Annotated in this window: 18 protein-coding genes; 3 read left to right on the forward strand and 15 right to left on the reverse strand. The window is 58.7% G+C overall.

The window, feature by feature from the left end:
- Window positions 1–187 (reverse strand): hypothetical protein (locus tag ACIPZE_RS17165; RefSeq protein ID WP_400774070.1); only part of this gene is annotated, 187 nt, incomplete at its 3' end.
- 228 nt (window positions 188–415) lie between these two features.
- Between ACIPZE_RS17165 and ACIPZE_RS17170 the strand changes: the two genes are divergently transcribed.
- The gene (locus ACIPZE_RS17170) at window positions 416–1,093 is read left to right on the forward strand and encodes a type 1 glutamine amidotransferase domain-containing protein (RefSeq protein ID WP_400774073.1); all 678 of its coding nucleotides are present in this window, start codon (window positions 416–418) and stop codon (window positions 1,091–1,093) included.
- A gap of 68 nt (window positions 1,094–1,161) precedes the next feature.
- On the opposite strand, the gene ACIPZE_RS17175 is transcribed toward ACIPZE_RS17170, so the two are convergent.
- From ACIPZE_RS17175 to ACIPZE_RS17185, 3 genes are all read right to left on the reverse strand, one after another.
- Window positions 1,162–2,541 carry a VOC family protein gene (locus tag ACIPZE_RS17175; RefSeq protein ID WP_400774075.1) on the reverse strand — a complete coding sequence of 460 codons (1,380 nt, stop codon included), beginning with the start codon at window positions 2,539–2,541 and terminating at the stop codon, window positions 1,162–1,164.
- A gap of 119 nt (window positions 2,542–2,660) precedes the next feature.
- Window positions 2,661–3,590: an alpha/beta fold hydrolase gene (locus ACIPZE_RS17180; protein ID WP_283435903.1), complete on the reverse strand. Its 930-nt coding sequence runs from the start codon at window positions 3,588–3,590 to the stop codon at window positions 2,661–2,663.
- A 21-nt stretch (window positions 3,591–3,611) separates the two neighbouring features.
- Window positions 3,612–5,066, reverse strand: a complete 1,455-nt coding sequence (locus ACIPZE_RS17185; RefSeq protein ID WP_400774078.1) for a flavin-containing monooxygenase — start codon at window positions 5,064–5,066, stop codon at window positions 3,612–3,614.
- Window positions 5,067–5,340: 274 nt separating this feature from the next.
- Here ACIPZE_RS17185 and ACIPZE_RS17190 point away from each other — a divergent pair, with 274 nt between their 5' ends.
- Both ACIPZE_RS17190 and ACIPZE_RS17195 read left to right on the forward strand, forming a co-directional pair.
- On the forward strand, window positions 5,341–6,411 hold the full coding sequence (locus tag ACIPZE_RS17190) for a diguanylate cyclase (protein WP_129394627.1): 1,071 nt from the start codon (window positions 5,341–5,343) through the stop codon (window positions 6,409–6,411).
- A 229-nt stretch (window positions 6,412–6,640) separates the two neighbouring features.
- Window positions 6,641–7,876, forward strand: a complete 1,236-nt coding sequence (locus ACIPZE_RS17195) for a M20/M25/M40 family metallo-hydrolase (protein WP_400774082.1) — start codon at window positions 6,641–6,643, stop codon at window positions 7,874–7,876.
- Between the two features lie 79 nt (window positions 7,877–7,955).
- Here ACIPZE_RS17195 and ACIPZE_RS17200 read toward each other — a convergent pair whose 3' ends face one another.
- The 11 genes from ACIPZE_RS17200 to ACIPZE_RS17250 form a co-directional block, all read right to left on the reverse strand.
- Entirely contained in the window at window positions 7,956–8,132 is a 177-nt protein-coding gene (locus ACIPZE_RS17200; RefSeq protein ID WP_283435907.1) for a hypothetical protein, read from the reverse strand.
- The gene (locus tag ACIPZE_RS17205) at window positions 8,129–8,809 is read right to left on the reverse strand and encodes a transposase (protein ID WP_283435908.1); all 681 of its coding nucleotides are present in this window, start codon (window positions 8,807–8,809) and stop codon (window positions 8,129–8,131) included. The genes ACIPZE_RS17200 and ACIPZE_RS17205 overlap by 4 nt, the downstream gene beginning before the upstream one ends.
- On the reverse strand, window positions 8,806–9,579 hold the full coding sequence (locus ACIPZE_RS17210) for a hypothetical protein (RefSeq protein WP_400774086.1): 774 nt from the start codon (window positions 9,577–9,579) through the stop codon (window positions 8,806–8,808). The genes ACIPZE_RS17205 and ACIPZE_RS17210 overlap by 4 nt, the downstream gene beginning before the upstream one ends.
- 307 nt (window positions 9,580–9,886) lie before the next feature.
- Window positions 9,887–10,756 (reverse strand): oxaloacetate decarboxylase, encoded by an 870-nt coding sequence (locus ACIPZE_RS17215; RefSeq protein ID WP_129394625.1) that lies wholly within the window; start codon window positions 10,754–10,756, stop codon window positions 9,887–9,889.
- 219 nt (window positions 10,757–10,975) lie between these two features.
- Window positions 10,976–12,010 (reverse strand): arginine N-succinyltransferase, encoded by a 1,035-nt coding sequence (astA, locus tag ACIPZE_RS17220; protein WP_129394624.1) that lies wholly within the window; start codon window positions 12,008–12,010, stop codon window positions 10,976–10,978.
- Between the two features lie 61 nt (window positions 12,011–12,071).
- Window positions 12,072–13,088, reverse strand: coding sequence for an arginine N-succinyltransferase (locus ACIPZE_RS17225; protein ID WP_283435910.1), 1,017 nt, complete (start codon window positions 13,086–13,088; stop codon window positions 12,072–12,074).
- A 117-nt stretch (window positions 13,089–13,205) separates the two neighbouring features.
- Window positions 13,206–14,555 carry an APC family permease gene (locus ACIPZE_RS17230; RefSeq protein WP_283435911.1) on the reverse strand — a complete coding sequence of 450 codons (1,350 nt, stop codon included), beginning with the start codon at window positions 14,553–14,555 and terminating at the stop codon, window positions 13,206–13,208.
- Between the two features lie 86 nt (window positions 14,556–14,641).
- On the reverse strand, window positions 14,642–15,394 hold the full coding sequence (locus ACIPZE_RS17235) for an N-formylglutamate amidohydrolase (protein ID WP_283435912.1): 753 nt from the start codon (window positions 15,392–15,394) through the stop codon (window positions 14,642–14,644).
- Window positions 15,378–16,709 carry a glutamine synthetase gene (locus ACIPZE_RS17240; RefSeq protein ID WP_400774090.1) on the reverse strand — a complete coding sequence of 444 codons (1,332 nt, stop codon included), beginning with the start codon at window positions 16,707–16,709 and terminating at the stop codon, window positions 15,378–15,380. Before ACIPZE_RS17240 ends, ACIPZE_RS17235 begins: the two co-directional genes overlap by 17 nt.
- Window positions 16,706–17,350: an isochorismatase family cysteine hydrolase gene (locus ACIPZE_RS17245; protein ID WP_400774092.1), complete on the reverse strand. Its 645-nt coding sequence runs from the start codon at window positions 17,348–17,350 to the stop codon at window positions 16,706–16,708. The genes ACIPZE_RS17240 and ACIPZE_RS17245 overlap by 4 nt, the downstream gene beginning before the upstream one ends.
- A gap of 2 nt (window positions 17,351–17,352) precedes the next feature.
- Complete coding sequence (locus tag ACIPZE_RS17250; protein ID WP_129394618.1) at window positions 17,353–18,207, reverse strand: MurR/RpiR family transcriptional regulator; 855 nt, start codon at window positions 18,205–18,207, stop codon at window positions 17,353–17,355.
- Window positions 18,208–18,340 lie beyond the last annotated feature (133 nt).

The following is an 18,340-nucleotide window of genomic DNA, read 5'->3' on the forward strand; positions in this document are numbered from 1 at the left end:
GGTGTTGCCATGGGGTGCTCTCCTTGCGGATAAATTTAGGGTGCCCGGGGCGAAATCGCCCGGTGGGTGCCTGACTGTTATCAAGGAACGTGCCAACAAATGCGGCGCCCTTATGGATCAAGGGGATAGCGGTTTTTTGCCGGCGATTCTGCGAAAAAAGCAGGGAGGCGAAGTTAAAAGTGCGCAAGAAGTTGCGCAGTACTGCGCAACTTCTTGCGCACTTGGCTGCAGGCCACGTCTGGCGAGGCTTCCAGCGTGTTTCGCCGGGTTTTTTTGAAAACAAGTGCGCAACTTCTTGCGCAGTTGGCCAGAGGCCAGCTTTGATCCGGTTGAAACGATCCGTCGCTCCTCAGGGTCAATCACTGACACCCGCGCCATTGGCGTCTGCACACCCCCCAAATCGAGTGAGAACGACATGAAAATCCTGATGGTTCTGACGTCCCACGATCAACTGGGCAATACCGGCAAGAAAACCGGCTTCTGGCTGGAGGAATTCGCCGCGCCATATTACGTGTTCAAGGATGCTGGCGCGCAACTGACATTGGCGTCGCCCAAGGGCGGTCAACCGCCGCTGGATCCGAAGAGTGACGAGCCGGACGCGCAAACCGCCGCCACCGAACGTTTTCGCCAAGACTCGGCGGCTCAATCGGCTTTGGCTGCGACGGTCAAACTGGATTCGGTAAAAGCTGCGGATTTCGATGCGGTGTTCTATCCAGGCGGGCACGGCCCGCTGTGGGATCTGGCCGAGGATCGCCATTCGATCGCGTTGATCGAGGCTTTCTACAACAGTGGCAAACCGGTCGCGGCGGTGTGCCATGCGCCGGGTGTGCTGCGCCATGCCAAGAGTGCGGACGGTCAGCCGTTGGTCAAAGGCAAACAGGTGACCGGGTTTACCAACAGCGAGGAAGAGGCGTTGCAGCTAACTAAAGTCGTGCCGTTTCTGGTGGAAGATGAGCTCAAGGCCAAGGGCGGGATTTTCTCGAAAGGTGCGGATTGGTCGAGTTATACCCGTGAAGATGGGCTGTTGCTGACGGGGCAGAATCCGGCTTCTTCTGAAGAGACGGCGTTGGCGTTGTTGTCGCGGTTGCGTTGATGGAGATTAAAAGATCGCAGCCTGCGGCAGCTCCTGCAGGGGGCGGTTGGCTGCGATCTTTGTGGTGGTTATTTTGAGATCGCGGCAACGCATTCGTTGAGTGAGCGTTGTTGTGTTTCGGCATACAACTGAAGCTCATCAATAGTTGTTCGTCCCAGAGCCTGTTCGAAGGCTTGGCGGTTGGAGTGTTCGCCATAGTGTGTTTGGGCAGCATCGCCGAGGTTTGATTGAAAAATCCCTGCTGCGCTGACCGGCAGGAAATCTTCGTACACCAGCGGCTCCGCTTTCACATGGTCATCGCGGAGCAAATCCTCCAGCGAGGCCTGCGAAAGACTACCTGCCGCGAGGCCTTTTTCCGTGGCGAAATAGCGAAAATACGCCAGCCCTTGCTCGCGCATGCCTTCGATGCTGTCAGGAAATTCGCCAAAGTGCTGCGTCATCAGCGCGTTGTAGCGTGCGGCGTTGCCTTCGTTGGGGAAGTCTCCCAGCTCATCTCGCGCGGCATTCAGCAAACGGTCGTACAACGCGCGACCCTTGGGCGTCAGCGCCGCGCCGCGTTGTTCGATTTCGCCGAAGCGCGCGCTGTGACTGCCACGGGTCTGGTTCTGGTCGGTGAAAGCGATGGGCTCCTCCAGCGCCTTGAAACTGGTCTGGCGCAACAGGATCGGGCACTGCCGACGCGGTGGGCCTTCGATGACTGCTTTCGGCGTAATGCCATGCGCCGGCATCTGTGCCTGGACGATGTCGATGTCGAGGGTGCGCGGCGTCAGGTGGTTGATGTGCGGGCCTTTGAACGCCACCACGTCGGCGATCAAGCGGTGCTGGGCACTCAGCGTCTGATACTGCGCAGCGCTGACCGTTGCGCTGTGATGCCAGCGAAAGGTCTCCAGTGCCTGTAGGACAAACTCCTCAGACTCGTCAGCGTTTAAGCCTCCGATGGTTTCGGCGCGCTCGATCAGTTGCAGCGCGGCGGGGGTGAAGATCGTTCGCTTGGCCAGCACCGATTCGGCGAAGGCGCGCAGCTCAAGGTCTTCAATCAATTCCAGGCGCAGTAACGAGGTAAACACTCGAAATGGACTGATTTGCAGCGCGTCCTCATGCACCGCGCGAAATGCCGTGGAATGCACCGGCACACCCGCTGGCGTGAGGTCGTAATAACCCACCGGTTGCATGCCCATCACGGCAAACAGGCGGGCGAGGGTGGCCAGTTCACTGGCGGTGCCGACGCGAATCGCGCCATGGCGTTCCATGTCCAGCCGTTCGATTTCCCCGCTGTTGTGCAGTTGCGCGGCGATCTGCGGCTCGCGTTCGAGCACGTCGTGATTGGTCTGCTCGACCAGTTGCAGTAGCGCGCCATACAGCGGCACTTCTTCGCGGTACATGTCGGACATCGCTTTGGAGAAGCGTTGGCGGATCAGGTCAGGGCTGACGAAAGGCTGCACGGTCATGAAAAAAATTCCTGCCACGGTCACGTAAAGGATGCTGGAAAAGATCGCAGCCTTCGCTGACGTCGGCAAACGAAGAATCCTACGAACTTCATTCTGCCAATGACTGATCCCGCGTTCTGTCAGTGCACCTGTTGCCCGAGAAACTGCCGATACAGGCGCGCAGTGCTGGCCGGATGTTCGACCATCGGCATGTGGCCCACGCCTTCCCAGACTTCCACCTGCAGATTGGCGATGCCTTTGCTCCAGATCGGCACACTGCTGACGTCGATCAAGCGGTCTTTGCGCCCCCAGAGCAGGAGTGCCGGGCATTTGATGTCGGCCAGTTTCGGCTCCATCGGCGGGCTGGCGCGAAAATCGCGGAAGATTTCTTCGAGATCATCGCGTTGTTGTTCGTAACGCTGGGCGATGGCGTCCAGCACCAGTCCGGGCACCCATGGCGGCGACGCCATGGTCATCGCATAAAAACGCCGGAATTCTTCGCGGGAGTTGATCAGGAACGGGTTATGCCCGCGTGCCAGATGGCGCTCCATGTCGCTGACTTCCGGCGCCGTGACGCCGGCCGGGTCGATCAATGCCACCGAGGCAATCCGCTCCGGGTAAGTCGCCGCCAGCCATGCGGCGATGTAGCCGCCCATCGAGTTGCCGATGACATGGACTTTGTCCACGCCGCAGACGTCGAGCAGTTGAATCATGCGCTTGGCCTGCAGCGGAATGTCGTAGCCGCCGCCGGCCTTGAAGCCGGTTTCACCGTGGCCGGCGAGGTCCGGGATGATCACCCGATACTGGCGGACAAAATGCCGCGAGAAGCGCAGCCAGAGGTTTTTTTCGGCGCTGTAACCGTGCAGCATCAGGATCGCGCTGGCGGCTTCGTAAGGCCCGCCTTGCCAGGTCGAGACAGTCATTTCGGCGATCGGCACTTCGATCTTGTGCAATTTGTACAGCTTGGCCTCGACGGCCATGTTCAGGTCATACAGCCAATGACCGACCGCCGGATAACTCAACCAGCTCCAGGCCACGAAAACCGCGAGGGCAACAAACAGCAAAAGCATCGACGTCTTCCTTTTACGTGTTCAGGAGAAAATGTGGTCGGCCGGTTTCAGCGCCCGGGTCAACCGGTGATAACTGAAACTGAAGCCGGGAAACATTGCGATCACATGACCGCTCTTGCTTTGGTACCAACTGTGGCAGCCGCCGGACTTCCAGACCGTGCGCTGCATTTCCCGATGAATCATTGCAGTGTAGGTACGTTCCGCTTCGGGGCGTACTTCGATGCTGCGCAGACCTTTGGCCTGCACGGTGCGAATGCAGTCGAGGATGTAGTTCATCTGCGATTCGATGATGAACAGCGCCGAAGTGTGGCCAATGCCGGTGTTGGGACCGGTGATGAAAAACAGATTGGGAAAATCCGGCAGGCTGGTGCCGAGGTAAGCACGCGGATACTCGGCCCAGACGTCCCTGAGTTGCACGGCGTTTTTTCCGCTGACCGGGTAGGAAATTACCCCGTCAGTGGCGTCGTAACCGGTCGACCAGACGATCAGGTCAACATCGATGTGCTGGCCGTCCGTGGTGTTGATTCCACTTTCATCGAGCGACGCGATGCCTTGTTCGCGGGTGTGCAGCATCACATTGGCGCGGGTCAGCGCCGGGTAATAGGTGTTCGAGAGCAGGACCCGTTTGCAGCCGATGGTGAAGTCCGGCGTGAGTTTGGCCCGCATCACCGGATCCGGTACCTGACGTTCAAGCAGGCGCATGGCCTGGCGTTGCACCATGTGGATCGCTGGTCGCGAATATTTGAAGGCGATCACCCGGGTTTCGAATTGCCAGTAGATCAACCAGCGCAGCAGTTTGTAGGCCGGTTTCAAACCAAGCAGCCAACGCTGGAACGCGCCGAAGCGGCGGTCGGCACGCGGCAACAGCCAATGCGCGGTGCGCTGGAACACGTGCAACTGCTCGACCTGCGGCGCAATCGTCGGAATGACCTGCACGGCGCTGGCGCCGCTGCCGACAATCGCCACGCGTTTACCGCGGTAGTCGTAGCTGTGATCCCAATTGTTGGTATGAAATGTCCTGCCCTGGAAGCGATCCTGGCCAGGAATCTGTGGGATGACCGGCTGACTCAGCGGCCCGCTGGCATTGATCAGGAACTGCGCGTAGAACGTGCCTTTGCTGGCGGTGTGCACGGCCCAGCGTTTTTCCGTGTCGTCCCATTCGACGCGCTCGACGTTGGCTTGCAGTTCCACGCGCTCACGCAGGTTGAATTGCTCGATCACATGTTCGGTGTAGCGGTGCAGTTCGGCCTGCTCGGCAAACATCTGCGACCAGCGGTATGGCGCGAACGACAGCGAATACAGCGGCGACGGCACGTCTACGGCGGCGCCGGGGTAGGTGTTCTGGCACCAGGTGCCGCCGAAGAAGTCCCTGCGCTCGAGCAGGCGAAAATCCTCGATCCCGGCCTTGAGCAGGTTGACCGCCGCGCACTGGCCGCCAAATCCACTGCCGATGATCAACACTTGGTAGGTCTGCATGGGCCTCCTTCTTATAGTTGTTTTTCCGTTTTAGTCCTTTCATGTATAGCCAAATATTCGCCCTTTAGGAGCTGTCGAGTGAAACGAGGCTGCGATCTTTTGATTTGGATTTTGAAGATCAAAAGATCGCAGCCTCGTTTCACTCGACAGCTCCTACGGGACAGGGGAGGTTGTTGAGGGGCGCCGGCCGGTGATGGCTATTTAACGTCGCCCTGATAGACTTCCAACACATCCGTCCTACGGTGCGCAGGTTCCGTCGAGTGTCGAGGCCCTTATGGGAAACACGGGAGGAAAGGGACTTTCATTGGCCAGGAGGCTTTATACATCGCGGACCCTCGGGCTGGCTCTGGGGCTCATGTGCGTGAGCGTGGCGATGTACCCGCTCGATCCGCCGCTGTGGGTGTGGGCACTGATGCTGTTCAACGGTCTGGTGTGGCCGCATCTGGCCTTTCAATGGGCGCGCCGCTCAAGCGTGCCTTACCACGCCGAACACCGAAACCTGTTGGTCGACTCCTTTCTCGGTGGCTTCTGGGTCGCCGCCATGCATTTCAATCCACTGCCGAGTGCCACGACTGTGTCGATGATGGCGATGAACAACGTTGCCATCGGCGGGTTGCGTTTTCTCTTGGCCGGCGCGGCGGCGCAGATTCTCGGCGTCGGTGTCGGGCTGGTGGTGTTTGCCCCGGCATTCATCCCGCAGACCTCGCCCTTGCAGCTGTATGCCTGCCTTCCGTTACTGATGTTGTATCCGCTGGCATTGGGCTGGATCTGCTTTCGTCAGGCCTACACCCTTGGCCAGCATAAGCGTGAATTGCTGGCGTTGAGCCGTACCGACAGCCTCACCGGTTTGCTCAATCATGGCGCCTGGAAGGATCAGCTGGAGATCGCTTTCCAGCGCTGCAAACGGCAGCAGCAGGGCGCGGCGATTGCCTTGATCGACATTGATCACTTCAAGTCGATCAACGACACCTACGGCCACGTCGCCGGCGACATTGTGTTGCGACAACTGAGCAAGATGCTCCGGCAGAACCTGCGCGCCACCGACGTGGCCGGGCGTTATGGCGGTGATGAATTCTGCGTGATTCTTCCAGAGCTGCCGCTGTTCAACGCCGCCCAGGCGATGGAGGCGTTGCGCGAGCGTTTTGCCACGCTGGGTTATGAGCAGAATCCAGCGTTGAAAGTCAGTTTGAGCATTGGTCTGGCGGCTTACGATCCGTCGCACGCCGATGCGACGCGCTGGCTCAACGATGCCGATCAGGCATTGTATGAAGCGAAGGCGAGCGGCCGTAACCGGGTGATTTGCAATTGCGACAAGCCCCGACGCGAACTGCTCGACTCAGTCTGACCTAATCCCCGCTGTAGGAGCTGCCGCAGGCTGCGATCTTTTCGCTCTTTTTAAAAAACAAGATCAAAAGATCGCAGCCTGCGGCAGCTCCTACGGTGTTTGGTGTCCGGTGTTTGGTGTTTGGTGTTCGGTGTTCGTTTTGGGTTTTGGGAGTGTCGTATTCGGTGTGGAGCCTTGCGTCGATGTCGGGTACGGTTCAAGTCCCCCGACGCGAAACAAGGATCGATTCATGACGTTTTCATTCTCTCGCTCTCTTCTCGCCGCCAGCCTCGGTCTTGCCCTTGCTCTGTCAGCCGCCAATGCCTTCGCCGAACCGCACAAACAAGTCCTCGCCGACGCCGAGCAATACCAACCCGAAGCCTTGAAGCTGCTGGAGCGCCTGGTCAACATCGACTCCGGTTCCGGTTATGAACCGGGCCTCAAGCAGGTCAGCGAAATCGCCATTGACGAGTTGAAGAAGCTCGGTGCAACCATCGAACTGGTGCCCAATACGCCGGAAAAATCCAACCATGTACTGGCCACGTTCAAAGGCACCGGCAAGGCGAAAATCCTGCTGATGGCGCACATGGACACGGTATTCAAGGAAGGCTCCGCCGCCGAACGGCCATTCCACATCAAGGACGGCCGCGCCTACGGGCCGGGGGTGATGGACGACAAGGGCGGTATCGTCGCCGGGATCTATGCGCTGAAAGTCCTGAAAAATCTCGACTTCAAGAATTACGCACAAATCACCTTCCTGTTGGATGCCAGCGAGGAAACCGGCTCGGAGGTCGCCACCGACCTGATAAAGAAAACCGCCAAACTGCACGACGTCACCCTCAACCTTGAGCCGGGCCGTCCCGCCGATGGTCTGGTGGTGTGGCGCAAGGGCAGCGCGACCGCGCTGGTCGAGGTCAAGGGCAAGGCCGCTCACGCCGGCGTCGCCCCGGAGCTTGGGCGCAATGCGGCGATGGAAGTTGCGCACCAGATTCTGCAACTGGGCAAACTCGGCGACGAAGAAAAGAAAACCACGATCAATTTCACCGTGCTCAAGGCGGGGGATCGTACCAACGTGATTCCGGATCAAGCCACGGCCAAGGCTGATGTGCGCGCGGCGGTGCCGGAAGAATTCGACCGGATCGAAAAAGATCTGGCGCGAGTTTCCCAGGACAAACTGATTGCCGATACCGAAGTGAAGACGTCTTTACAGCGCGGTCTGCCGCCGATGCCGCAAACGCCCGAATCGGATCGGTTGATGGCAATGGCGCAGGGGATTTACGGTGAAATTGGCCGCAAGTTGACTGAAGAGGGCAGCGGTGGCGCTGCGGATGCCAGCCTGTCTGCCGGAGTGGGCACGCCGACGCTGGATGGTTTCGGGATTGTCGGCGGCAATATCCATACGCCTGAGGAATACGCCGAAGTGGCGAGTGTGGCACCACGCATCTATCTGCTCTCGCGGATGATCATGGAGTTGGCAGGCAAGTAAGCGTTGAACCATTCATGCTCGCAACGAAGGCGGCAGACCCATGGGGTCTGCCGCCGATGTCGCTTGGGCTGAGCAGGAATCAGGCTGCTTGTGGCACGCTCCAGAGTTGTTTGATCTCGTGAATGTTGCCCACGTTGTAACGGGGTATGAAGCCGGCGCACGGTGATGCAGCGGTCGTCTTCACAGGTGTGTTGATGACATTGGTGCTGGCACGCAGCAGAGGGGTTTGGTTCCAGTTGTTCAGTTGCTGATTCATACAGATTTCCTTTCTGATTGAACGGGCAGTGAAGTCTGCCCGTGTTGTAAACGCGACAGCATGCTTTCAAATAGCGCTGTCTCGGGTGCGGCGATGCCGGGATAAGTCGGCATCAAATTGTCATCGAAGCACCAGGCTTCTTCGGTTTTACTTTCTTGTGGCGGATGTATAAGCAAACTCAGCGACGCGGACATGGTTTCAGGCGGAAGTTGCTTGTGTATTTCTCGTAGCGCCAGCATGTGTATCACTGCGCCCGGTTCAAGTTTGAAAACCAGTTCCTCACCGAGCGCAGGAACTTTCCCTGCTTGTATTGGGGTGTCTTGCAATATCTTTCGCGTGACAGTGGTGTAACCATCACCGCTGTAACCCACGCAATAGAGTTCGAAGTCATGACTGTGATAAAGGTCATAGATGAACGTTTCACGCTCATCCTGTGAGCTGACCGGAGACCAGAACCCCAAACGTACGGTAAAAAGGTCGTTGGAGTGCAATACGAAAGCATAAGCGCTGTACAAGCTGTTTTTGCTACTGAAGCCGTCTCGCTGAATCGTTGTGTATAGGTGCTCGCTCAACAATGTACGGTTGGTCGCCAGTTGCCGCAGATCTGCTACGATTTTTAGCGTGTCTCGCGTTAAATCGTAAGTGGCCATTTGTGCAATGAAAGTTTCCAGTTTCATGCCGCTTGACTCTGTTCGAGTAGAAAATCCAAGCGTCTGTTCTGTAGGTTTTTCAACAGTGGTACATATTCCGAGGCGGTGCGCTGATCAGTGTTTCTGATCAGCTGAAAAGCTTTCCAGGCAACGGCGGGATGGTAGTGATAAATCAATTCTTTGGCCACTTTGATAGCGTCCGGATCCGCAGTAGCTTCCAGCAACTCAAGACTCACCACATACCGTGCCGCGCTGTCGTCATGCGGGAACCATGCGACTTTGCTCAATGTCTCGCGGTCGAACACGCTGATGTCCGCACTCCTGACTGGCAGGTTGACGCTACCAATAAACGCCGGATGCCCGTCCCCGGTTGGATTGCTGTCGAACAACACTTTCGTACCATCAATGAACAAAGGGTTGGCGGCATCGACCATGACTCGCTCTGCAAGTACCAAATGCTCATCGTCCAGTTCATAAAGCTGGATGGGAAAAGACTCCGAATTGATTGCGAAAAGAACGCTGTTGCCGGGTACAGAATAAAGCTGTGCTGACGGCGGTGCAGTATCCGGAACCTTTAGGCTGATGTTTCCATGTTCGTTACAGTGCAAAGTCAATGTGCCTGTATGAGTGTTTGTCAGGCTCATGATCGCAGCGCGGTAAGCAGGGTCGAAAACGTTCGCGGTTTGTTTGGAGTTGAGGTTCGCCAGATTTTTTATTTCGGCACTCATGTTGAGTGTCTTGATAGAGTTTGTAAGTTGTGATGGTGTCAGGTCAGGGTTGAGCAGGTTGTTTATCATGGCGAACTCGATGTTGTTGTTTTGTTGGTTGGCAGGGTGGTTTCCGCTTGCCGACTGAAAATATTATATGGTTTGTTTTGTTGTTGTTTGTTTTTTGTTTGAAAGTGCGGATTTTGTGTTGCGCACTCGTTGTTCAGTGGATTGAACTTATAGTGGGCAGGGTTGGGTGGCAACTAACGAGTTGTTAGTTGATGTTGGAGTGTGTTTATTCATGTGTAAGGCGGGGCGTATCAATACAATGCTACTCGCAACTCGACCGGCGACATTGCGTCTGCCGGTCGAGTTTCAAGTTTAAGTCGGGCGTTGATTATTCTTTTACGCTCATGAACTCTTCAGCCCAGCGAATATATTCTTCCGGCTGGGTGTAGGTGTGCGTCAGTTCAGTTGCATTCAAGTCCGCAGCCTGAGTGAAAATCTGCCGCTGTTCGCGCAGGCTGTCATAGGTCGCCTTGATCGCCGCAAAGTACGCGCCGTGGCCATCGATGGTGACGCGCACGCCCAGTTCCGCCAGGCGTTTGTCGTCACGCAGCAGCGGGTTGCCATAGGTCACCAGCATCAGCGGCACGTTGAGGTTTTCGGCAATCTGTTCGAGGTGATCGAAGTCGCGTACGCCGACCATGCAGATGCCGTCTGCCCCGGCATTCTGGTACTGCAGGGTACGGCTGATGATTTCCTGCGTCGGCAGAATGCCGGCGTTGGTTCGGGCAATGATCGCCATTTCCGTATCGACGCGGGCTTCCAGCGCTGCGCGGATCTTGCCGACGCCTTCGGCGACCGTGATCAGATCGGTGGATTTGCGGCCGAACTGGGCGGGCAGCAAGGTGTCTTCGATGGTCAGCGCGGCGACGCCGGCGCGTTCCAGTTCGACGATGGTACGCATCACGTTGAGGGCGTTGCCGTACCCGTGGTCGGCATCGGCAATCACCGGCAGTTGGGCGACGCGGCCGATGCGGGTGGCCTGTTCGGCGAACTCGCTGAGGGTGATCAAGGCAAAATCCGGTGCGCCCAGTACCTGCAACGAAGCGACGGAGCCGCCGAGAATCCCCACTTCAAAACCCAGGTCAGCGGCGATGCGGGCGGACATCGGGTCGAACACCGAAGCGGTGTGATAGCAGGTGTCGGATGCCAGTAGCTGACGGAAACTACGGCGCAAATCTTGATGAGAAAGCCTGGTCATACGAGTTCCACCAATACAAAGGAATGGAAAGGCTTGAGCAAATGTGTCAACGCCGAAGAATGAAAAGGCTATCACGCGAATGGGTCAAGGATCATGACGAATTTGCAAGGCGGGTGTTTGCCGGTGAACGCTTTGCTGAAAGGATTAATCTGAACGGGCGAAATTTAGCTGTATCAAGAAGACACAGCCTGGCTGCACAGGTTGAGGCGGGGCGGTCACTCAGGCCGCCACCGCCTGTCGCTGTTGATTGGGCAGCATCACCGCGCGCACCGAATTGCCCGGCTGCAATTGCAGGCGTTGGGCAGTAGCACGGTCGATTGCCAGGCTGCTGCCGACGCGACGGGCGCGGGCGACGGTGATGCGGCAGTTTTCCAGGCGACGGTTGTGAATCAGCCACAGCGGCGCCTGTTCATCCGGGGTGCCGAGGCTCAGGGTCAGTTCGAGGCTGTCGCGCACGGTGCGGATACTGCGCAGCGGCGCTTCAATGACTGGTCCGCCGTCAAAAATGTCGATGTAGCCCTTGTGGGCAAAGCCTTCGGCCTGAAGAATCTTCAGCGCCGGTTCGGTATTCGGATGCGTCTGACCGATGGCCGCCTGGGCCTGTTCGGTGAGCAGGCAGGTATACAGCGGCTGACGCGGCATCAACTCGGCGATGAACGACTTGTTGCCCAGGCCTGAGAGATGATCGGCATGGCTGAAATCCATCTGGAAGAAATGCCGGCCGAGGCTGTCCCAGAATGGCGAGCAACCTTTTTCATCGGCACTGCCGCGCAGTTCAGCGATCATCTTCTCGCCAAACAGCTGCGGGAACTCGGCAGCGAACAGCAAACGCCCGAGCGACAACAGGCGGCCGTTGCTGCCGGTGCGTTGATCGTGGCGCAGGAACAGCGAACAGAGTTCGGATTGCCCGGTCAGTTCGTTGTTGAGGAACAGCGTCGGGATCTGCCGTTGAATGCCCAGATCCGGCGCCGAACTCACCGTCAGTCCGACCCGATAGTTGTACCAGGGCTCGCGCAAGCCAACCGCGCCGGCCAACGCACTGACACCGACCACGTGTGTGTCATCGTCTTCGAGGACGAACAGATAATCGGCGTCAGCACGCTCCACTTGCTCGGCGAATGCACGTTGCGCCCAGCGCACGCGATGGGCCAGGCGATCTTCGTTGGCCGGCAGGGTGGTGAACCCCGGGCCGGCTTGTTGGACCAGCGTCATCAATGCTGGCAGGTCGCTGACGTTGACCGGGCGGACAATCATGCTGTAACTCCTTTTGCGCGCCTGTTCGGGCACTGTCGTTGGCGGCGGAACCGGGCGCGGTTCAAAGGGCAATCAGCCGGATCTGGCTGCCATCGGTCACGTTCAACGCCGCACACATTGCAGGCGTGAGGGACAGCGGTTGATCGGGTTGGTAATCCAGTTCGGCAACGATGGCCCGGTAGCCACGCCACGCGTCGTTGCTCAGCAGGTAGCGGCCACGCGCATCGATCTCCGGCAATTGCTGCACCGGAGCAGTCTGACTACGCACAATCGAGCGGATATTCGCGGTGCGCGCGTACAGGGTCGGGCCAGCATCGAACAGATCGATGTAGCTGTTGGTTTCAAAGCCTTCGCGCTCAAGGATATCGAACGCCTCTTGCCCGTCCGGGTGAATGCGCCCGATGCATTCCTGTGCGGCCAGCGGCAGCATCGGTACGTAAATCGGGTATTGCGGCATCAATTCGGCGAGGAATGAGCGGCTCTGCAAGCCGCATAGACGCTCGGCTTCAACGTACGGCAGATCGAAGAAGTGCTTGCCCAGCGCATCCCAGAACGGCGAATGCCCTTCTTCATCGCTGTAGCCGACGATTTCGGTAATCACCGCTTCGGCGAAACGTGGCGCGTGGGCGGCAATGAACAGCAGCCGCGCCCGCGAGAGCAGTTCCGAGAACGGCGTGCGCACCAGCGCCTTGTCGATGTGAAAGCCGCGCAGCAACGTGTGGTCGTTGAGGTCATGGCACAGCGATAACGCCGGCACACCGTGCTCGATGTTCAGCTCGCGCGAGGCGCTGGTGAAGTGACGATTGCGCAGGCTGTAGAACGGTTCTTTATAGCCTGCGGTCGCAAGAATTTCCGAGCAACCGACTAGCCGTTGCGCAATGCAATCTTCCAGCACGAAAAAATAGTTTTCCGGCCCCTGCGTCTGCGCCTCGCTGTCGAACGAGGCGCAGGACGCGGCGATTTTGTCGCACAGGCGCTCGCTGTCATCCGGCAGCGAGGTCACACCGACCATGCTGTCGCGGGCCAGTTGTTGCAATTGCGGCAGGTCGGTTGGCTCGACTGGGCGTAAGACCAGCATGGATGCACTCCTGTATCAAAGGGTTCGGCGAATTCACGAACCTGACTATCACTGTCGGTTTCCACGCGTTAAATCGGCGGTCGCCTGATTTGTTGTCAGACGCCGCTCTTTTTCTTGTCAGCCATTGCTCGGGTCAGGCAACGCGGTACTGGCGCCGAGCTTGTTGAGAAAGAACAGGTACACCAGGCCCAGAACGATCCAGATCAGGCCGAGTTTCTGCGCATCGACGCCCATGTTGTACATGATGGCTGCAACGATGATGAAGCCAATGACCGGGCAGATCAGGTGACGCACAACCTGACCGGACTTTTGCCGACGCCAGTAGTAGTTGATCACGGTCAGGTGCAGCAGCATGAAACCGCTGAGTGCGCCGAAGTTGACCAGCGACGTCAGGGTGTCGACCGAGTTGATGAACAGGTAGCAGATGATCAGTGACAGCACCGCCACCAGATAAATGCTCAGATACGGCGTGTTGTGTTTCGGGTGCACCTTGGCCAGCACTTTTGGCAGTTTGCCGTCGCGGGCCATGCCGAACAGCAGACGCGAAACTGCGGCTTGCGAAGTGATCGCCACGGCGACACCCCAGGCCAGGGCGGTGGCGACAGCGGTCAGCGTGGCCAGCCAGCTACCAGCAGCGATTTCGGCAATTTCATAGAACGCGGTATCGGCGGATTTGAAGCCCATGCCCGCTGCCAGATCGGTGGCAATCCAGGTTTGTACGACGAAAATCACACCCATCACCACCAGGGTGATCAATGCGGCTTTGCCGACGCTGCGACCCGGGTCGCCTTTGATTTCTTCGGCGAGGGTAGAAATGGCATCGAAACCGAGGAACGACAGCACCGCAATCGATACCGCTTGCATCAGCAGGGCGAAGTTGAAGGTTTCCGGGTGATACAGCGGCGCGAGTGTCAGCTCGCCATTACCGCCACCGTTATGGAGGGCGTTCCATGCATAGAACAGGAAGATCCCCAGTACCACCAGTTGCGCCAGCAGGAAGATGATGTTCATCCGCGCGGTGAAAGTAATGCCGCGCAGGTTGACGAAGGTGGCGCTGACAAGGAACGCGAGAATGAAACCGACCTTCGGAATGTCCGGATACAGATGGTTGAGTGCCATGGCGGCGTACACGTAAAGCAACGGCGGAATCAGCAGGTAATCGAGCAGCATCAGCCACCCGGCGATGAAACCGACGTGTGGATTCAGGCCGCGCTGTGCGTAGGAATACACCGAGCCGGCAATCGGAAAGGCGCGGGCCATGCTGCCGTAGCTCAATGCGGTAAACAGCATTGCCACCATGCCAATGATGTACGCCAGCGGCACCATCCCCGGTGCCTCGGCATTGACGTAGCCATACACACCGAACGGGGCGATGGGGATCATGAAGATCATCCCGTAGACCACCAGGTCGGTGAGCGTCAGGCTACGTTTCAACTCCTGCTTGTAGCCGAATTCTTCAATTTCCATGAAGCGCAACTCCTTGTCAGCCAATCGTTGTTTTAGTTTTTATGTCGGTCCATCGTTTACAGCGTCAGCAGTCGATAAAGCAGTGATTACAGCAATGGCGCGAGGTATCCGGCCCAGCGCGAAACCGCTTGCGGGCTGCGCAGCAAATCGTTGCGCACCTCGACCAGCACCGAGTCCAGGCCCCGGGCATCGCCATGCACCGGCACGGTCATGTCGCCCAGCGGGTCGATCTTGTACGGCTGATTGCCGGCCACTTGCAACGGGTGTTCGCCGAGACCGTCGAGCAACCTTTGCGCGTACGCCTTCGCCTGACCGAACAGCACGCCAACCTCCAGTGTTCGCGGCTGGCCGTAATACACTGGAGTGAAACTGTGAATCCCCACCACCCGTACCGCCTGACCCTTGGCCAGGCGTTCGTCAATCAATGTCTGCAAGCGCGCATGGAACGGCTTGAACAGTGTCTGGCGGCGGTACTCGCGAGTGGCTTCGTCCAGCTCGCGGTTGCCCGGTATCTGATAGATCTCGCTCTGTGCCGGAATGCTGTCGGGCGCATGCCGTGGGCGATTCAGGTCGATCAGCAGCCGCGAATAGTTGGCGCTCAACAACGTTGCGCCAAGTTTTTCCGACAACTGTTCGGCCAGTTGCAGCGCGCCGATGTCCCAGGCGATGTGTTCACCGGCAGCGGCATCGTCCAGACCCAGATTGTCGAGGGCCTCGGGGATGTAGCGGCTGGCGTGTTCGCACACGAGGATCAACGGATTTGTCGAGTCCTCGCGGCTCAGGTTGTAGACCGGTCGGGTGTACAACCCAAGCTCGGCGGATTCAGTACAGGCGTGCATAGTGCTCACACAGGTCAGCGGGCGAGAGCTGTTCCGTCAGCGCCAGTTCCTCGGTTTTAAGGGCGTGATAGGTGTCGAGCAACGGCTTGGGCAGCCATTCGTTGAAGGCGCCACTGTCGCGCAGGCAATCCAGTGCCTGGGCCAGCGAGGCGGGCAGGGCGACGATGCCCCGGGCCTTGCGTTGCTCGTCGTTGAGTGAATCGGGAACTTCATCGGTGATCGCGTTCAGCGCCAGGCGCTGTTCGATGCCCAGGCGCCCGGCGATCAACAGCGCGGCCATGGCCAGATGCGGCGAGGCCGTGGCATCCATGGCGCGGAACTCCAGGTTGAACTGCGTCGCCACGGATTTGCCGCCGAGGGTCACCGTCGGGCAGATACGCAGCGCCGCTTCACGGTTCTGTTGACCCAGGCACGCGTAAGACGCGCTCCAGTGATGCGGCTGCAAGCGCTCGTACGACACTGGCGTTGGCGCAGTGAACGCGCACAGCGCCGGCAAATAATGGAGGATACCGGCTGCCCAATGCTGGCCGAGGCTCGACAGGCCATTACTCGTGCCAGCGTCGTAAAGCATCGGCTGGCCGGCCAGATCGAGCAGGCTGACGTGCAGGTGCACGCCGTTGCACACAGCATCGGCGGCGGTCTTCGGCGCGAAGCTGAGGTCGAGGCCCATCTGCCGGGCGATCTCGCGGGTGATTTCGCGCACGTTGACCGCGCGGTCGGCTGCGGCGACACCGAGCGTCGGCCGACAGGTTATTTCGTATTGGTGCTTGCCGTATTCGGGGAGGAACATTTCCGGCTCGACACCGCCGGCGCGCAACGCACTGAGCAACCAGCCGCCGAATTCTGCGCCTTGGCGCTGGGCCTCCAGCGAAAACGCCAGATGCTCGGCGAAACCGGCGTGCAGGTTGAATTCGTGTTCGAACGCCGCGTTGACCTGCAAACCCAGTTCGTCGCGATAACGTTCGATTTCATCGCGCAGCAAGGTGCGTGGGCAGGCGCCCCACGGACGGCCATCGGTTTCACGAATATCGCCGTGGATGAAGTCCAGCGCCGGCGCATCGGGATCCGGGCCGTTGGGCACGGTGACGCGGCTGGCCAGATCCGGAATCAGGCGCAGATCGCCGTAGGCGCCCCACGGATTGCTCGAGGCAATGATGTCTTGCGGGGTCAACGCGCTGTTGGCCGGCACCCAGCCACAACCGGCCGCCTGATAATGCTCAAGTTCATCGGTGGGAAACGAACGGCCGCGAGTGATACCGATCAGGTCGGTGGTGACGATGGTGGTCATCGGCAGCGGCATCAGGCGCGAAGTCATGCCTGCATCTCCCGCAAGCGGCCGAGCACGGTAGCGGTGTCGGTGATCCAGCAATAACCCTTGATCGCGTTGAGGCAGGCGTGATGACGTTCGGCGCTGTAGGTGGCGCAGGCGTCTTCGACCAGAGTCACCAGATAACCACGGTCGGCAGCGTCGCGCACGGCCATGTCGACGCATTGGTCGGTGACGATACCGGCGATGATCAGGTGACGGGTTTCGAGGTTACGCAGCACGTAATCGATAGTGGTCGAGTTGAATACGCCAGACGAAGTTTTCGGCAGGACGATTTCGTTTTCGCCCGGGGTCAGTTCGGCGATCACTTGTGCCTGCGGACTGCCCTTGGGCAGGTGCATGTCGGACAGCTTATGGTCGAGCGAGCGATCGCGACCATCGGCGGTGAGGCTTTCGATCAGGGTATGCAGGACATTTTGCCCGGCCTCGCGAAAAGCACTGAGCAGCCGTTGCTGGTTGGGCACCACCTGCGTGCGCGCGCGGTTGAGGAAATACTCGGCGTCCGGGCCACTGAGGTGCGGATCGAACTGCGGTTCGAGCCAGGCGCGCTGCATGTCCACCAACAGCAACGCGGTGTGGTCGGTGACAAACGGCAAGTCCCGCGGCGAGCGGTGGGGAAGGCTGAACATCCTTATTTGTCCTCCAGCAGATGAGTGGCGAAGTCGTTGCGCAGGGCATCGATGCCCTCAAGACGATCGGCCAGATCCGGGCTGCGCAGGGTCAGGCAGGCAATCAGCGCCTCGACCTGAGCCAGCGCCGGGACCATGGTGTCGAACGGCGAGGCCGATTCGACCGGAGCGCTGATGATCAGGTCGGCCATTTCGCGCAACGGCGAGGCATAGATGTCGGTGAAAAGGACCACGCGGGCATTGTTGTTTTTTGCCGCCGTGGCGACACGCAGTGCCTGGGTCTGATAACGACGGTAATCGAATACGAGGACAACGTCCTGACGTTGCAGGTCAAACAGGCGGTCGGGCAGCAGCGCGTTGTCTTCCAGAGCAAAACAGCCGGGGCGCAGCAGGCGTAAATGATTGAGCAGGTAAGTCGCCATCAGGCTGCTGAAACGGCCACCGAAGCAGTACACCTGATGCCGGGCATCGAGCAACCAGTCGGTGAGGATTCGCACGTCTTCGGGCTGGGTCAGTGATTGCGTGTCGACCAGCAGGCGATGGCTGTCAGCGAGGTAATGGGCCCAAGCGTCGTCCTTGTTTTGCTGCGCGCGTGGCTGCAATAGTGTGCGCGGCGAACGCAAGCGGTGGTCCATGTCGCTGAGCAGGGCTTCCTGGAATTCGGCATAACCGCCGAAACCGAGTTTTTTCACCAGGCGCACAATCGTCGGATCGCTGACGCCGGCATGTTCAGCCAGGCGCGCCATCGGTCCAAGACCATTGCGCGGATACTGATCGAGCAAAGCGCGAACGACTTTGCGCTCCGACGGCGTGAGTTCCAGGCCGGGATCGGTGATCAGGTCTCTAAGAGGGGGCATCCGGGCTCCTGCTGGATGGGGGGTGTCGAATTCGCTTCATAATCCGTTAAAACAGTATTTATGTAACTGACGCTACATGTCTAGTGAATTTTTCACCGTGTTTAAAAGGCGCCAAAATGGCGCAGGACGCCCG

Source organism: Pseudomonas sp. NPDC089741, assembly GCF_044748825.1.
Taxonomy (GTDB): Bacteria; Pseudomonadota; Gammaproteobacteria; order Pseudomonadales; family Pseudomonadaceae; genus Aquipseudomonas; species Aquipseudomonas helmanticensis.

What these genes read in the sequence shown, in the direction of transcription:
- ACIPZE_RS17170 (WP_400774073.1), top strand. Translation starts at nt 416, where the DNA reads ATGAAAATCCTGATGGTTCTGACGTCCCACGATCAACTGGGCAATACC.
- ACIPZE_RS17175 (WP_400774075.1), bottom strand. Translation starts at nt 2,541, where the DNA reads ATGACCGTGCAGCCTTTCGTCAGCCCTGACCTGATCCGCCAACGCTTC.
- ACIPZE_RS17180 (WP_283435903.1), bottom strand. Translation starts at nt 3,590, where the DNA reads ATGCTTTTGCTGTTTGTTGCCCTCGCGGTTTTCGTGGCCTGGAGCTGG.
- ACIPZE_RS17185 (WP_400774078.1), bottom strand. Translation starts at nt 5,066, where the DNA reads ATGCAGACCTACCAAGTGTTGATCATCGGCAGTGGATTTGGCGGCCAG.
- ACIPZE_RS17190 (WP_129394627.1), top strand. Translation starts at nt 5,341, where the DNA reads ATGGGAAACACGGGAGGAAAGGGACTTTCATTGGCCAGGAGGCTTTAT.
- ACIPZE_RS17195 (WP_400774082.1), top strand. Translation starts at nt 6,641, where the DNA reads ATGACGTTTTCATTCTCTCGCTCTCTTCTCGCCGCCAGCCTCGGTCTT.
- ACIPZE_RS17200 (WP_283435907.1), bottom strand. Translation starts at nt 8,132, where the DNA reads ATGAATCAGCAACTGAACAACTGGAACCAAACCCCTCTGCTGCGTGCC.
- ACIPZE_RS17205 (WP_283435908.1), bottom strand. Translation starts at nt 8,809, where the DNA reads ATGAAACTGGAAACTTTCATTGCACAAATGGCCACTTACGATTTAACG.
- ACIPZE_RS17210 (WP_400774086.1), bottom strand. Translation starts at nt 9,579, where the DNA reads ATGATAAACAACCTGCTCAACCCTGACCTGACACCATCACAACTTACA.
- ACIPZE_RS17215 (WP_129394625.1), bottom strand. Translation starts at nt 10,756, where the DNA reads ATGACCAGGCTTTCTCATCAAGATTTGCGCCGTAGTTTCCGTCAGCTA.
- astA (WP_129394624.1), bottom strand. Translation starts at nt 12,010, where the DNA reads ATGATTGTCCGCCCGGTCAACGTCAGCGACCTGCCAGCATTGATGACG.
- ACIPZE_RS17225 (WP_283435910.1), bottom strand. Translation starts at nt 13,088, where the DNA reads ATGCTGGTCTTACGCCCAGTCGAGCCAACCGACCTGCCGCAATTGCAA.
- ACIPZE_RS17230 (WP_283435911.1), bottom strand. Translation starts at nt 14,555, where the DNA reads ATGGAAATTGAAGAATTCGGCTACAAGCAGGAGTTGAAACGTAGCCTG.
- ACIPZE_RS17235 (WP_283435912.1), bottom strand. Translation starts at nt 15,394, where the DNA reads ATGCACGCCTGTACTGAATCCGCCGAGCTTGGGTTGTACACCCGACCG.
- ACIPZE_RS17240 (WP_400774090.1), bottom strand. Translation starts at nt 16,709, where the DNA reads ATGACTTCGCGCCTGATGCCGCTGCCGATGACCACCATCGTCACCACC.
- ACIPZE_RS17245 (WP_400774092.1), bottom strand. Translation starts at nt 17,350, where the DNA reads ATGTTCAGCCTTCCCCACCGCTCGCCGCGGGACTTGCCGTTTGTCACC.
- ACIPZE_RS17250 (WP_129394618.1), bottom strand. Translation starts at nt 18,207, where the DNA reads ATGCCCCCTCTTAGAGACCTGATCACCGATCCCGGCCTGGAACTCACG.